This window comes from Microvirga solisilvae (assembly GCF_022808595.1).
Classification (GTDB): domain Bacteria; phylum Pseudomonadota; class Alphaproteobacteria; order Rhizobiales; family Beijerinckiaceae; genus Microvirga; species Microvirga solisilvae.
The window spans coordinates 98,321-111,928 of record NZ_JAKUCN010000006.1; the positions used below are offsets into that span (position 1 = coordinate 98,321).

14 protein-coding genes are annotated in these 13,608 nt (G+C 60.9%); 2 read left to right on the forward strand and 12 right to left on the reverse strand.

The genetic code is table 11. The features are described 5' to 3' along the window. Positions 1-12: 12 nt before the first annotated feature. The 7 genes from greA to MJ639_RS13200 all read right to left on the reverse strand — a co-directional run bounded on the left by greA (position 13) and on the right by MJ639_RS13200 (position 6,413). The gene (gene greA, locus MJ639_RS13170; RefSeq protein ID WP_243373492.1) at positions 13-480 is read right to left on the reverse strand and encodes a transcription elongation factor GreA; all 468 of its coding nucleotides are present in this window, start codon (positions 478-480) and stop codon (positions 13-15) included. A 61-nt stretch (positions 481-541) separates the two neighbouring features. After that, the gene (locus tag MJ639_RS13175) at positions 542-1,660 is read right to left on the reverse strand and encodes a branched-chain amino acid ABC transporter permease (protein WP_243373493.1); all 1,119 of its coding nucleotides are present in this window, start codon (positions 1,658-1,660) and stop codon (positions 542-544) included. Further along, positions 1,657-2,682, reverse strand: a complete 1,026-nt coding sequence (locus MJ639_RS13180; protein WP_243373494.1) for a branched-chain amino acid ABC transporter permease — start codon at positions 2,680-2,682, stop codon at positions 1,657-1,659. Before MJ639_RS13180 ends, MJ639_RS13175 begins: the two co-directional genes overlap by 4 nt. Next, positions 2,679-3,404 (reverse strand): ABC transporter ATP-binding protein, encoded by a 726-nt coding sequence (locus MJ639_RS13185; protein ID WP_243373495.1) that lies wholly within the window; start codon positions 3,402-3,404, stop codon positions 2,679-2,681. The genes MJ639_RS13180 and MJ639_RS13185 overlap by 4 nt, the downstream gene beginning before the upstream one ends. Further along, the gene (locus MJ639_RS13190) at positions 3,397-4,176 is read right to left on the reverse strand and encodes an ABC transporter ATP-binding protein (protein WP_243373497.1); all 780 of its coding nucleotides are present in this window, start codon (positions 4,174-4,176) and stop codon (positions 3,397-3,399) included. Before MJ639_RS13190 ends, MJ639_RS13185 begins: the two co-directional genes overlap by 8 nt. A gap of 7 nt (positions 4,177-4,183) precedes the next feature. Next, on the reverse strand, positions 4,184-5,374 hold the full coding sequence (locus MJ639_RS13195; RefSeq protein ID WP_243373499.1) for a substrate-binding domain-containing protein: 1,191 nt from the start codon (positions 5,372-5,374) through the stop codon (positions 4,184-4,186). A gap of 103 nt (positions 5,375-5,477) precedes the next feature. Next, entirely contained in the window at positions 5,478-6,413 is a 936-nt protein-coding gene (locus MJ639_RS13200; RefSeq protein WP_243373500.1) for a DMT family transporter, read from the reverse strand. A gap of 83 nt (positions 6,414-6,496) precedes the next feature. Between MJ639_RS13200 and MJ639_RS13205 the strand changes: the two genes are divergently transcribed. Continuing rightward, the gene (locus MJ639_RS13205; RefSeq protein WP_243373502.1) at positions 6,497-6,952 is read left to right on the forward strand and encodes a PaaI family thioesterase; all 456 of its coding nucleotides are present in this window, start codon (positions 6,497-6,499) and stop codon (positions 6,950-6,952) included. On the opposite strand, the gene MJ639_RS13210 is transcribed toward MJ639_RS13205, so the two are convergent. From MJ639_RS13210 to MJ639_RS13220, 3 genes are all read right to left on the reverse strand, one after another. Continuing rightward, positions 6,949-7,863 carry an SMP-30/gluconolactonase/LRE family protein gene (locus MJ639_RS13210; RefSeq protein ID WP_243373508.1) on the reverse strand — a complete coding sequence of 305 codons (915 nt, stop codon included), beginning with the start codon at positions 7,861-7,863 and terminating at the stop codon, positions 6,949-6,951. The two genes, MJ639_RS13205 and MJ639_RS13210, sit on opposite strands and share 4 nt — an antisense overlap. Further along, entirely contained in the window at positions 7,863-8,699 is an 837-nt protein-coding gene (locus MJ639_RS13215; protein ID WP_243373510.1) for a universal stress protein, read from the reverse strand. Before MJ639_RS13215 ends, MJ639_RS13210 begins: the two co-directional genes overlap by 1 nt. A 62-nt stretch (positions 8,700-8,761) precedes the next feature. Continuing rightward, a complete protein-coding gene (locus tag MJ639_RS13220) occupies positions 8,762-9,586 on the reverse strand; it encodes a polyphosphate kinase 2 family protein (RefSeq protein ID WP_243373512.1) in 825 nt (274 codons plus the stop codon). Between the two features lie 140 nt (positions 9,587-9,726). On the opposite strand from MJ639_RS13220, the gene MJ639_RS13225 reads away from it, so the two are divergent. Beyond that, positions 9,727-10,362, forward strand: coding sequence for a glutathione S-transferase family protein (locus MJ639_RS13225; protein ID WP_243373514.1), 636 nt, complete (start codon positions 9,727-9,729; stop codon positions 10,360-10,362). A gap of 4 nt (positions 10,363-10,366) precedes the next feature. On the opposite strand, the gene ligD is transcribed toward MJ639_RS13225, so the two are convergent. Then, complete coding sequence (gene ligD / locus MJ639_RS13230; protein WP_243373516.1) at positions 10,367-11,932, reverse strand: non-homologous end-joining DNA ligase; 1,566 nt, start codon at positions 11,930-11,932, stop codon at positions 10,367-10,369. A 40-nt stretch (positions 11,933-11,972) separates the two neighbouring features. Beyond that, positions 11,973-13,607: an ABC transporter ATP-binding protein gene (locus MJ639_RS13235; RefSeq protein WP_243373518.1), complete on the reverse strand. Its 1,635-nt coding sequence runs from the start codon at positions 13,605-13,607 to the stop codon at positions 11,973-11,975. Between the last annotated feature and the right edge of the window lies 1 nt (position 13,608).

Sequence of the window (13,608 nt, forward strand, 5' to 3'; positions counted from 1 at the left end):
GGGAGCGATCCCTCAGGTCGAGATATTGATGATCTCTGCCTGCGCCGAACCTAACGGTATGACGTCGCCGATCTCCTTACCCATAAGCGCTTGTGCGAGAGGGGAAACGTAGGAGATGCTGCCTTTGGTAGGGTCGGCTTCGTCTTCGCCGACGATCCGATAAGTCAGCTGTCGGCCATCCTCACGCTCAATGGTGACCCGGGCACCGAAGCGCACATGGGCGGTATCGGCCGGGGGAGGTATCAGCTCTGCCGTCACGCGCCGAGCAGACCAGTAACGAAGGTCGCGCCAGACACGGGTTATCTCGGCTTTGTCATCCAAAGCCTTCGCGTCTTCAAGACGACTTTCAAGACGCTCGATCTCGGCTTCCATCTGGGCAAGCCCCGATGAAGTCACGAGATGATGCGGGCTCAGGGTCCGCTCGGGGAGGTCCTCAAAGGCCTCACCACCCTCAGGCTCGCGAACAAAGGCACGGCTCATGGACGCTTCCTCCGCTCTTTTGAGGAGAACGCTCGAGACCGGCTAAGTTTCCGTCTGTGCCTTATCTCTTTGTTTGGCGCAGGCGCCCCACGATGCCACCCGGGAAGGCATAGACGCTGATCACGAACAGGGCGCCGAGCCAGAGCAGCCAGCGATCCGGATGGACCAGGTTCGGCAGCACAGGCATTCCAGCGAGGGCCTTGCTGCCGGCATCCATGAGAACCTGCAGGTAGCTCTGCGCGAGCACGAACAGGGCGGCACCAATCACCGAACCGTACATCGTTCCCATACCGCCGATCACTACCATGAGCAGGATGTCGATCATGATGGAGAAGGAGAGGGTGGTATCCGGGCCATTGTAGCGCAGCCACAGGGCCATGAGAGCGCCGGCTACGGTCGCGACCAAGGCCGAGATGACGGAGGCCATGGTGCGATAAGCCACCACACGGTAGCCCAGCGCCTCAGCGCGGAACTCATTCTCGCGGATCGCCTGCAGCACACGCCCGAACGGGGAGTTCACGATGCGCAGCAGTAGCAGGAACATCAGCAGGGCGACGAAGAACACCATGTAATAGGCAACGAGGCGCCCGTTGATGGATACGCCGAAGATCGGCTCGGAAAGCAGCCGGAAGGCAGGGCGGAGCTCCGAAGGCAGCTGGAATGAGAGGCCATCCTCGCCGCCGGTAATGTCCGATAGCTGGGAGGCCAGCACCGCCATGGCGGAAGCCACCGCGAGCGTGATCATCGAGAAGAAGATCGCTCGTACGCGCAGGGATAGAAGGCCAATAGCCACCGCGAGCAAAGCAGAGAGAACCAATGCTGCGAGGAGCCCGACCACGACCGATGTCCAGGTGGCGCCAAGACGCTCCAATGCAATGGCAATGCCGTAGCCGCCGATGCCGAAGAACATGGTGTGGGCAAAAGACACGATGCCGGTATAGCCGAGCAGCAGGTCATAGCTTGCGACCAGCACGATGAAGACGCAGATCTTCGCAGCCGTGCTCAAGGGCTGGCTGCCGGAGAACAGGAACGGCGTTGCGGCCAGGACCACGAAAATCGCGAGAAGAATGAAGGTCAAAGCCTTCGAGCGCGGCATGTCCGAAGACAGGATGCTGCTCAGGGCGCCGCCGCTCTTGCGGGTTTCATCGAATGCCAGAGGCAAGGCAGGGGATGTGCTCATCGACGCGCTACCGGAAAGAGGCCCTGCGGACGCCATATCAGCACGAGGGCCATGACAAGGATATTCGAAATAAGCGCCAGCTTCGGCTCAAGGAAGCCGACATAATTGGCGACCAACGCTACGAGAATCGAGCCGACGAAGCAGCCGCCAACGGAGCCGAGGCCGCCGATGATGATGACGATGAACACCAGCACCATCACTTCCATGCCCATGCCTGCGGTCAGCGTCTGGCGGTAGAACGCCCACATGACACCACCGAGGCCAGCGAGCGCGGAGCCCGCCACGAACACACTTACGAACAGGCGGCGGATACGGTAGCCGAGAGCCTCGACCATCTCCGGGTTCTCGACGCCCGCGCGGATGAGAAGACCGATGCGGGTGCGGTTGAGGAGCAACTGCATACCGATGAAGACCACGAGGCCGATGCACACGGCTACCACGCGATAACGCTCCATCACGATATCGCCGATGACGAAGGCGCCGCGCAGGGTTTGCGGCAGCTGCAGCGGAATGGGCGATGCACCCCAGATCGCATGGATCGCCTGCTCGGCGACGATCAGGCCGCCCATGGTGACCAGGATCTGCTTGAGGTGACTGCCATAAACCGGGCGTACGATGACGCGCTCGAACACCGCACCGACAACGCCGGTCACAGCCATGGCGACGACGATGCACAGAAAGAGAAGTCCGAGGTTCAACCACACGGAATCCGCTTGGCCCCAGCCTGCAAGCGGCCCGAGAACGATGAGAGTTGCGTAGGCGCCAAGCGAGATGAAGACGCCGTGGCCGAAATTGATGATGTCCATGAGGCCGAACACCAGCGTGAGGCCAGATGCCATGAGAAAGATCATCATCCCCATGGCAAGGCCTGCGACGGTGAGGGTCACCCAGGTCGAACCGCTGCCGATGAAAGGCAGGGCGAGGAGGGCGAGAGCCGGGACGAGCAGGAGCGGCAGCCAATCCGTCTTGGTGCGCGGCAATGGCTCGGACGACGTGGTGGTTTCAACAGCCATATCGGTCATTGGTGAGCATCCAGGGAAAGGCCGAGCAGGCGCTGCTGCAGGTTCTTGTCCTCCACCATCTCGCGCATGGCGCCGGAATGCACGATACGTCCGTCATCCATGACGATCACATTATCGCCGAGCGCGGAGGCGGCATAGAAATTCTGCTCCACGAGCAGAATTGTTTCGCCGGCAGCTTTCAAAGCCTTGAACGCTTCGATCATGCTGCGCACCATAACGGGCGCGAGGCCCTTGGTGGGCTCGTCGATGAGCAGGAGACGGCGCGGCTCGGCAATGGCGCGAGCGATCGCGAGCATCTGCTTCTGACCGCCGGAGAGATTGCCCGCAGGGAGGTTCCAGAAACGCTTCAGCGCGGGGAAGAGACCGAGCATCCAATCGAGACGCGCGGAATCCACCGGCCCACTGCGGGCGGCGAGCACGATGTTTTCGCGCACGGTGAGATCCGTGAAGATTGCCATGGATTCCGGCACGTAGCCGATGCCGGCACGCGCGATATTCGGCGTGCTGTTCTTGGTAATGTCCTGGCCGTCGAACCGGATCGCACCGGACGAGGCCTGCCACAGGCCCATGATCGTGCGCAGCGTCGTCGTCTTGCCCGCGCCGTTGCGTCCGAGGAGCATGGTGAGCTGGCCTGCGGGAATGGCGAAATCCACGCCGTGCAGGATATGATAGGGGCCGATATGCGTGTGAACGCCCGAAAGCTGGAGAAGAGGTTCAGCCATTTGCCACCTCCACACCGAGATAGGCTTCCTGCACCACAGGGGAGGCAATCACCTCGGCCGGGTCGCCGTCGGCCACGAGCGAGCCGTTATGCAGCACGATGATGCGGTCGGCGAGCGAGCGCACGACATCCATTTTGTGCTCCACGAGAAGCACAGTCGCATCGCCGCGCTGCTTGATGTCCTGAATGAGTTCTAGAACCGTCGGCACTTCGTCGACGCTCATGCCGGCAGTCGGCTCGTCGAACATGAACACCTTGGGCTCCATCGCGATCAGAAGGGCGACTTCGAGCTTCCGCTGGTCACCATGCGAGAGCGCCTTCGGCGGGACGTGCCGCTTGTCGCTCAACCGCACGCGTTCAAGTATTTCTTCCGCCTTGGCGATGAGATCGCGGCGTTCGTTCCAGATCTTGAAGAGCGACCATCCCGCCTCAGCGCGACTCTGCACGGCCAAGCGCACGTTTTCCAGTGCGGTCAGGTCAGGGAAGAGATTGGTCAGCTGAAAGGCACGCCCTAGACCGCGCTTGGCGCGGGCCGATGGGGCGAGGGAGGTGATATCCTCACCCTCGACCAGAACCTGGCCCGACGATGCACGCAGCTGGCCGGAAATCAGGTTGAAATAGGTGGTCTTGCCGGCGCCATTGGGGCCGACAATCGCTGTGAGCGTGCCGGGTGTAAACCGGCACGACACGTCGTTGACGGCCACATGGCCACCGAAACGAATGGTAAGCCCGCGCGTTTCAAGCGCGGGCGTTGTCGTTGCTGATGACGTCACGGTTGATTTAGCGCTTGTTGCGAACCGGGATCGGCATCTTGTCGGCAGGGATCGTGTTCACGAGATCGAGCAGATCGTTCGCGTCCTTGCCATTGGCCTTGACCTTGAAGTGGTACATGGCCTGCAGCGCCTGGTGATCTTCCTTGCGGAAAGTCATCGTGCCCTTCGGCGTCTCGAAACTCATGCCTTCCATAGCCGTGATCAGCTTCTCGGTGTCGGTGCCGCCGGCCTTCTGGATGGCGGTGACGACAGCGGAGGCCGCAGCGAAGCCGCCTGCAGTGAAGAAGTCCGGCGGAGCGTTGAAGCGCTTCTGGTGCTCGGCGACGAGCCAGTCATTCATCTCGTTCTTCGGGAAGGCGTAGTAATAGTACACAGCGCCTTCCATGCCGGGATAGTTCTTATAGATCTGCATCGCGGGCAGGATGTTGCCGCCGGGTGCGATCTCGATGCCGAAGCGTTCGGGCTTAAGGTCGGCGATCTTCGGCAGCGGATGCTGGCCGGCCCAGATGATGTTGATGATCTTCTTGCCCGGCTTGTCCTTCAGCGCGTCGAAGATGCGCTGCGCGGAAGCGGTGAAGTCCGTGGCGTTTTGAGGAGTGTATTCCTCGAACACGACCTTCGCGTTCGGACGGATCTCGGCGAGCGCGCTCTTGAGAGCGGCAACGCCGTCCTTACCGAAAGCGTAATCCTGCGCGAGCGTTGCGATGGACACCTCGCCGGTGGCCGGAACGGCCGCCGCGGCGCCGTAAGCGTCCTGCGTGGAGTTGCGGGCCGTGCGGAAGATGAAGCGGTTCCACTTGTCGCCGGTGATCGCATCGGCCACGGCAGGCTCGACAATCAGCACTTTGCCGTTCTCTTCCGCGACGGGAAGCATGGCGAGCGCGGCAGCGGAGGAGGTGGTGCCGACAGCAATGTCGACCTTGTCGTCGTTGTAGGCCTGCTCCAGCAGGGTCTTGGCGAGATCGGCCTTGAGTTGGTCGTCCTTCACGATCACGGAGATCTTGCGGCCGTTCACAGCCATGGTGCCCTTGGTGAGGTACTCAAGGCCCATCATGAAACCGGCTTCGGTCTGCTTAGCGTAAGCCTCGAGCGGACCGGTCTTGCCGGCAATCAGAGCAACCTTGATGTCCTGCGCAAAAGCGGCAGAAGCGAAGAAAATTCCTGCCGTTGCGGCAGCGATCGTGAGCTTGAGGCGCATGGCACTCCCCATGTGTGTTTTTGTTGCGCCATTGACGGTCTGGCGCTTGTCACTGTCAAGCACGTTTCTTGGGCAGATTGTGGAGAGCGAATTGGTCTTTGGATTAAGCCTCCGGCAGCACCGGCTCTTTGATGTCCTTCGCATCGTGCCCACGGCGTGCGGCCTCACGTTCGAGCAGGAGCAATGCCAAGCCGGCTATGCAGATGACGCCTGCTCCAACGAGCGTCCAGAATTCCACAATGTCTCCGAATGCGAGATAGCCGAGCACGATCGCCCAGACGATCAGCGTATATTGATACGGCGCAACGACAGAGGCAGGCGCGATTTTCAGCGCTCTGTTCACGCAAGCGTGAGCGGCCATCGACACGATACCCAGTAGAAAAAGACCGGCCAGATCGAGCCAGCCGGGTGTGACCCATGCGAAGGGTGCTGCGATGATGCCAAAAATCAGGCTGCCCAGGATCTGACCCAGGACCAGCGTCCCGTCGTCAGTGTCTCGCAGCTTTCGCGTCGTGATCATCAGAAGGGAATAGAATACGCTGCCGACAAGCGCGATCATCGCGGGCCAGGAGATCGTTGCTGCCGAAGGACGTAATGCGATCAGAACGCCGACGAAACCGACGCCGGCTGCGATGATGCGTGGCTTGTCGATCTTCTCACCCAGCCAGAGGGCTGCGAATGCAACAACATAGATCGGACCTGCGAGATAATAGGTCATCACGTCGGCCAGCGGCAGGTAGGTGACGGCCCAATAGAAGCAGGCCACTTCCAGGGTTGAGAGCAGGATGCGCACGGCATGAAGAGCGGGCTGCGGTGGGATCTGCAGCGAAATCTTCTGCCGGTGCATGATCGGTAGTAGAACGGCTAATGCCGCGATGCTGCGCAACAGCAGAACCTGTCCGACGGAATAGGTGGCAACGAGCCATTTGCCCATCACATCGTTGACGGAAAACATGAACATGCCCAGCAGCATCAGGCCGATGCCGACGAGGGCGCCCGAACGCACGATCTTGGCGGATGAGGAAGTGGAGTGACTCATGGCCCGCATTCATGAGGGAAGCCGGGGCAATTCACAAGAGGTCAGGAAGATGCCTTAATGAGCTTGAGCATTGAGAGGCGAGCATGGCGGAATCGACCCCTAAAGACCCCAGTTTCGAGGCCCGGGTGCGGGCGAGTTTCGCCAAGCAGGGGCTCATGGAAACACTGGGCGCATCAATCGCGCATGTTGCGCCTGGTCAGGTGGAAATCGCGCTGCCCCCGTCGCCTGCCGTGTCGCAGCAGCATGGCTTTGTACATGCGGGAGCGGTGGCGAGCATCGCGGACTCGGCGGCGGGCTACGCAGCATTGACTCTGATGCCGCCCGGAGCCGGCGTTCTCACTGCGGAGTTCAAGATCAATCTTCTCGCGCCGGCAGTCGGTGAGCGCATCGTGGCGAAGGGAAAGGTCATCAAGGCCGGGCGCACGCTCACTCTGGCGCAGACCGATGTGTTTGCTGAGCGCGAGGGACAGGAAAAACTCGTCGCGGTCCTCACAGCTACTCTCATGACGGTCGAGGGGCGCGCCGGAGTGGACGACTAGAATGTCTTCGCACCATTCACAAGCAGCATGATCGCATAAAGCGATGTGGTGGCGCAGATATAGAGGCGATTGCGCTTCACGCCGCCGAACACAACATTCGCTACGGCCTCAGGCACTAGGATCTTACCGATCAACGTGCCGTCGCTCTCGTAGCAATGTACGCCGTCACCCGCGCTGGTCCAGATGCGTCCCGCTTCGTCCAAACGGAAGCCGTCGAAGAGGCCGCTGGTGCAGGTGGCAAAAATCTCGCCGCCTGTAAGCTTACCGCTTTCGCTTACATCGAAAATCCGAATGTGGCGTGGGCCATCGGCAACATGAGTTGCCCCCGTATCGGCGACATAGAGATTCTTTTCATCCGGCGAGAAGGCCAGCCCATTCGGGCGCACGAAATCATCTGCGACGATGTTGATCGCGCCTGTGTGCGGATCAACGCGATAGACATGACAGGCGCCAATTTCGCTTTCCGCCTTGTGGCCCTCGTAATCGGAGTCGATGCCGTAAGCGGGATCGGTGAACCAGATCGAGCCGTCTGATTTTACCACCACGTCGTTGGGACTGTTGAAGCGTTTGCCGCCATGATGACTCGCGATCACGGTGATCGAGCCGTCATGCTCCGTGCGCGTCACACGCCGGTTGCCATGCTCGCAGGTGACGAGACGGCCTTGCCTGTCCACCGTGTTCCCGTTTGAATAGCCCGATGGATGGCGGAAGACACTGACACTGTTCGACGTCTCGTCGTAGCGCATCATCCGGTCGTTGGGCACATCGCTCCAGATGAGATAACGTCCGGCGGGAAAATAGGCGGGGCCTTCCGCCCACCGGCATCCTTCCGCCAATTTCTCAAGGCGCGCGGAGCCGATGAACAGGCGGTTGAACCGCTCGTCGAGCGTGACGGCAATGTCCCGGAACATCAATGGGCCATCAGAACGGGAATGGTCGTGTTGCTCAGGATATGGCTCGTCGCACCGCCGAAGAACATCTGCCGGAGGCGGCTTTGGGTGTAGGCGCCCTTCACGAGAAGATCGCAGCCGAGGGCGGCCGCTTCCTTCAGGATTGTCTCTCCGGCTCTGTCTGTCGGGTCGGGAACGGTGATGGCCTCGGAAGCCACATCGTGCATCCGCAATGAACGGGCGAGTTCCGCTCCCGAAGGGCCGGGGACGCCCCAATCCTCAAGCTCCAGAACCACCACGCGCCGGGCCTTCTTCAACAGCGGCATGGCGCCGAGCACGGCGCGCGCCGTCTCGGTGCTGCGGTTCCACGCGATCACGACCACCTCGCCGAAGGTTCTCGGCACCGATGGCGGCGCGATGAGGACCGGGCGGCCGGTTTCGAATAAAGCGGCCTCGACGGTCGAAAGGCGGGTCTGTCCGTTCGAACCGTCCGGCCTGCCAACCAGAATGGCGTCGAAAACTCTGCCATAAGCTCCCAAGAAGGCGTCCTCCATCAAGCCGTCCTGGCGCCAGCCGAAGCTGAGGCCCGACAGGCCTGCCGAGGAGCGCGAGATCTGCTTGGTGGCCATGAAGCCTTCGAACCGCTCCCGGCAGGTCTGCGCCATCTCGAAGCGGTTTTCGGGGGTCAACGGCGATGGTACGCCGATGGCAATGTCCACCGGCAGAACCACGGGATAATCGGGGGTGATCGCCAGGCCCTCGATATAGCTGTCAAAGGTTCGGCCTACCAGAAGCGCCAGTTCGAGCTGGCTATCGATCTGGCCATGGTCTTCAATCGGAACGAGGATGCTCTTCATGAGATTATTGTCGCGCCGAAACCCCTTCTCGGCAAGGGGCATCGACGAAGGTGGCATATCGATTACGGGATCTTAAAGTCGGCAGGCTTCCAATCCACCTTCGGATATTGCGGGTCCATTTCTTCGAGGGTTGCCTTGACGATGGAGGCGATGGCCGCATTGCGCACCCACTTCCTATCGGCGGGAATAACGTGCCAGGGGGCATGGTCCGTGGAGCAGCGGCGTAGCATGGTCTCGTAGGCATCCTGGTACTCGTCCCAGTACTGTCGGTCCTCGAGATCACCCGGATTGAACTTCCAGTGCTTCTTCGGGTCGTCGAGGCGCTCCTGCAATCTCTCCTTCTGCTCTTCCTTGGAGATATGCAGCATGAATTTCAGGATCGTCGTGCCATTCTCGACGAGCATCTTTTCGAAAGCATTGATCTGATCGTAGCGCTGCTCGACAGCTTCCTTCGAGGCGAGCTTTCTGACCTTCGCGATCAGCACGTCCTCGTAATGAGATCGGTTGAAGATTCCGATGGTGCCGCGGCGGGGGCATGCCGCATGAATGCGCCAGAGATAATCGTGTTCCAGTTCCAGCTTGGAAGGCGTTCCGAAGGCATGCACCGAGACGCCCAGGGGACCGGTAGAGTTGAAGACGCTGCGGATCGTGCCGTCCTTGCCCGAGGTGTCGGTGCCTTGCAGGATGATCAGGAGTGCGCGCGAACCTTCTGCATAGAGCCGATCCTGCAGGGTATCGATATCGCGGGCTAGGGATGCCGTTCCGGCTTTCGTCTCCTGCTCGTCGCCGAAGAGGCTGGAATCGCGGGGATCGCGGTCCTTGAGCTTGATGCGATCGCCGGGCTTTACCCGCAAAGCGGCAATGATGCGGTTTTCCTGTTCCGTCATTCTGACCCTCCCAACGCTTCTCAGGACGATAGGGCATCTGTCCCTGAAAGGAAGATCTGGATGGCTGCCGCGTCCATCTTTACGTTCTGGCGGAGGCCTCATAGGAAGGTAACACCACGGTCACGAAAGGTCCTTATCCGATGTTGGCTCTCTATTATTATCCCGGCAACGCCAGCCTGCTGCCTCATATGATGCTGCGGGAAATCGGCGTGCCTTTCGAGTTGCGTCTCGTGGATCGGAACAATAATGCACAGAAGAGCGCCGAGTATCTGAAGCTCAATCCGAATGGTCGTATCCCCGTACTGGTGGATGAGGACCTCGTGCTGTTCGAGACGACGGCCATTGCGCTGTATCTTGCCGACAAGTTTCCACAGGCTGGCCTTGCTCCGGCTATAGGCACAAAGGAGCGGGCCGAGTTTTACAAGTGGATGGTGCATCTCACCAACACACCTCAGGCCGAGTACCGCGCTTGGTTCTACCCGCATGAGCATGTGAGCGAAGATTCTGCGGCGCCAGCCGTGAAGGAAGCCGCGCGCGAGCGCCTTGAGCGCATGTTCGATGTGATTTCCGAGCAGCTGGGCAATAAAACATGGCTTGTGGGAGATCGTTTCTCGGCAGCCGATCTTTTCCTGTTCATGCTGATCCGCTGGGGCAGGGGCATGCCGCGTCCGCCGCGCGCTATTCCCAATCTGAACGCATTGGCCGAGCGGGTGGCCGCACGTCCTGCTGTTCAAGCCGTCTTTGAAAAGGAAGGTTTGAAAGCTCCTCTGTTTTGAGGTCTCATCGCTTCCGGGACGTACGTTTCGGTGCTGGCAGAACCTGATCGATCTTTGCCAGCTCTGCCCACGGATCCCGGGCAAGAGATGCAAGACGCTTGTTGAGGTTCTCGACAGTAAAGCCGTTGGGCTTGAGGTTCAGCGTCAGCTCTTCCCACGCAACGGGTGTCGCCACAGGCGCACCAGGGCGCGAGCGCGTGGAATAGGGCGCGACAGCGGAGGCCTCGCGGTTGTTGCGCAGGTAGTCGATGAAGATCTTGCCCTGACGCTCATCCTTGATGGACGTGGCGGTGTAGCGATCCGGCTCGTCCTGCGCCATAGTCTCTGCGAGGGAGCGAGTAAAAGCGAGTGCTTCTTTCCATGTCGCTTGAGGCCTTAAGGGAACGACCACATGCAGCCCTTTGCCGCCGGTCGTCTTCACGAAGCTCTCCAGGTTCATTGCCTTCAGCCGCTCGCGAAGAGCGAAGGCTCCATCGATGACTTGGCTCCATTCCACTCCGTCGCCAGGATCGAAATCGAAGATCAGCCTGTCGGGTTTTTTCAGATCGCTCAGTGTCGAACCCCAAACATGCAGTTCCAGAACGCCGGATTGCACAAGAGCGATGACGCCTTGAATATCGCTGACGGTCAGGACTTCCAGCTTGCCAGAGGTATCCGGCACCATCGTGCTGCGGATCGCCGCGTTCATGCCGGCCCAGGAATGACGCTGCACGAAGCGCTTCTTCTCCGTGCCACCAGGACAGCGGATCAGGGTAAGTGGTCGGTCAATGAGATGCGGTAGCAGCCAATCGGCAATGCCTGCATAGAACTCCGCTAGCTCCTGCTTGGTGACGCCCTGATCTTCCCACAGCACGCGTTCGGGATGAGTTAGGGTAATGCCAGCCACCGCGGCATTGCTCGCTTTCTCCGCTTTGGCAGCGGATGCACGCTTCGCAGACGCGGCTGGTTTTTGCGGTGAGGATGAGGATGCCTTCTTCGGAGCTGCTTTTTTCTTTGCTGTTCGCTCGGGAGCGATCTCCTCTAGGGAACGGCCCGACTTTACCGAGAGCGGTGCTTCTTCGAGGATGTCAGAATCATCTTCGCTTCGGGCATGAGCGTCGTCCGCCTTGATCAGCAGCCAGGATTCCTGACGCTCGCGCGGACGCTTCGCCATGCGGATCAGATGCCAGGTGCCATGGAGCTTCTCGCCGTCGAGGCGGAAGGTGAGGCGACCCTTCTCATAGCCGTCATGAGGGTCGCCTTCCGGCTCCCAAGTACCCCGGTCCCAGACCAGCACCGTTCCGCCGCCATATTGTCCTTCGGGGATGGTGCCTTCGAAATCCGCGTAGGCGAGGGGATGGTCCTCTACGTGGACCGCGAGCCGCTTCTCGCCCTTCACGAGGCTCGGGCCCTTCGCCACGGCCCAGCTTTTCAGGGTGCCGTCGAGTTCGAGGCGGAAATCGTAATGCAGTCGGGAGGCATCGTGCTTCTGAATGACGAAGGAGGAGCCTTTGCGCCGCGTTGCCTTGCCCTGCGGCTCAGAGGTTTTCGTGAAGTCGCGCTTGGCGCGATAGGATGCGAGCTTTGCCATGGCGCGGAGTCAAGTCCGCGCCATGGATTTCGGTTCCGATTTAAGAGGCCAGAGGCTCGCTCTTGGGCTCCGCCTTCTCACGTTCTGTCAGGAAAGCGGCTGCGATCAGATCGCGGGTATAGGCCTCGCGGGGACGCTCGAAGATCTCTTCGGCCGTGCCGCGCTCCACCACCTTGCCGGTCTTCATGACCATGATCTCGTCCGAGAGGGCCCGGACGACAGCGAGGTCGTGACTGATGAACACATAGGCCAAGCCATGTGCCTTCTGCAGATTGCGCAGAAGCTCCACGATCTCCTTCTGCACGGAGCGGTCGAGGGCCGAGGTCGGTTCGTCGAGCACCACGAGCTTCGGATGCAGGATCATGGCGCGGGCGATCGCGATGCGCTGGCGCTGGCCGCCCGAAAATTCGTGCGGGAAGCGGTTGCGCCATGCTGGGTCGAGCTGCACTTCCTCGAAAGCCTGGGCCGCGCGCCGGTCGCGTTCCTTGCGCGAGATGCTAGGCTCGTGGACAAGCAGGCCCTCGGTCACGATCTCACCCGAGGTCATGCGCGGGGAGAGGGAGCCGAAGGGGTCCTGGAACACCAGCTGGAGGTGACGGCGTAGCGGGCGCATACCCGCGCGGTCGAGCGGAGCGAGGTTGCGGTCCTCGAAGCGGACCATGCCGGAAGCCGGCTGCAGCTTCAGGATCGCGCGTCCGAGCGTCGATTTGCCGGAGCCGGATTCACCGACGACGCCCACTGTCTCGCCGGCGCGAACCGTGAGACTCACGTCGTCGACGGCGCGCAGCACATGGGTGGCCTTGCCGAAGAAGTTCTTCTCGAGCGCGAAGGTCACCTGAATGTTCTGAGCATCGAGGATCACGGGCGAATTTGCCGGCGCCGGCTCCTTCGTCCCCCTCGGCTCGGCATCGATCAGCATCTGCGTATAGGGATGCTTCGGTGCCGCGAAGAGATCGGCGGTGCGTCCGCTCTCTACCACCTCGCCACGCTTCATCACATAAGTGTGGTCAGCGAAGCGACGCACGATGCCGAGATCGTGGGTGATGAACACGATGGACATGCCCAGGCGCTTCTGCAGATCGCGCAGGAGCTCGAGGATCTGGGCCTGCACCGTCACGTCGAGGGCGGTGGTCGGCTCGTCTGCGATCAGCACGTCCGGATTGTTGGCGAGCGCCATGGCGATCATCACGCGCTGGCGCTGGCCGCCTGACATCTCGTGCGGATAAGCATCGATGCGTCGGGCTGGGTCGGGAATGCGAACCAGTTCGAGCAGCTCGATGGCGCGCTTGCGTGCATCGGCTTTGCTCAAGCCGCCATGGGTCATGAGTGGAAGCGCCAGCTGATCGCCGATCTTGTAGAGCGGATCGAGCGAGGTCATCGGCTCCTGGAAGATCATCGTGAGCTTGGAGCCGCGATAGGCATTGAGCTTGTCGGCCTTGAGGCCGACCAGTTCCTGCCCACGGTACTTCACTGAGCCTTCGGCCCAGCCGTTGGAGGCGAGAAGGCCCATGACGGACATCATGGTCTGGCTCTTGCCGGAGCCTGACTCGCCCACAATGGCGACAGTCTCGCCGGCGGGGATGTCGAGATCGATGCCCTTCACGGCATGAAGGATGCCGTCGCCCGTGCGGAAGCGAACGTGAAGGTTGCGAACGGAAAGAACAGGTTCGGCCATG

Bases quoted from the DNA above. Each gene is read 5' to 3' on its own strand.
- ligD (WP_243373516.1), bottom strand. From the start codon at position 11,932: ATGGCAAAGCTCGCATCCTATCGCGCCAAGCGCGACTTCACGAAAACC.
- MJ639_RS13205 (WP_243373502.1), top strand. From the start codon at position 6,497: ATGGCGGAATCGACCCCTAAAGACCCCAGTTTCGAGGCCCGGGTGCGG.
- MJ639_RS13225 (WP_243373514.1), top strand. From the start codon at position 9,727: ATGTTGGCTCTCTATTATTATCCCGGCAACGCCAGCCTGCTGCCTCAT.
- MJ639_RS13210 (WP_243373508.1), bottom strand. From the start codon at position 7,863: ATGTTCCGGGACATTGCCGTCACGCTCGACGAGCGGTTCAACCGCCTG.
- MJ639_RS13185 (WP_243373495.1), bottom strand. From the start codon at position 3,404: ATGGCTGAACCTCTTCTCCAGCTTTCGGGCGTTCACACGCATATCGGC.
- MJ639_RS13195 (WP_243373499.1), bottom strand. From the start codon at position 5,374: ATGCGCCTCAAGCTCACGATCGCTGCCGCAACGGCAGGAATTTTCTTC.
- MJ639_RS13220 (WP_243373512.1), bottom strand. From the start codon at position 9,586: ATGACGGAACAGGAAAACCGCATCATTGCCGCTTTGCGGGTAAAGCCC.
- greA (WP_243373492.1), bottom strand. From the start codon at position 480: ATGAGCCGTGCCTTTGTTCGCGAGCCTGAGGGTGGTGAGGCCTTTGAG.
- MJ639_RS13200 (WP_243373500.1), bottom strand. From the start codon at position 6,413: ATGAGTCACTCCACTTCCTCATCCGCCAAGATCGTGCGTTCGGGCGCC.
- MJ639_RS13180 (WP_243373494.1), bottom strand. From the start codon at position 2,682: ATGACCGATATGGCTGTTGAAACCACCACGTCGTCCGAGCCATTGCCG.
- MJ639_RS13215 (WP_243373510.1), bottom strand. From the start codon at position 8,699: ATGAAGAGCATCCTCGTTCCGATTGAAGACCATGGCCAGATCGATAGC.
- MJ639_RS13175 (WP_243373493.1), bottom strand. From the start codon at position 1,660: ATGAGCACATCCCCTGCCTTGCCTCTGGCATTCGATGAAACCCGCAAG.
- MJ639_RS13235 (WP_243373518.1), bottom strand. From the start codon at position 13,607: ATGGCCGAACCTGTTCTTTCCGTTCGCAACCTTCACGTTCGCTTCCGC.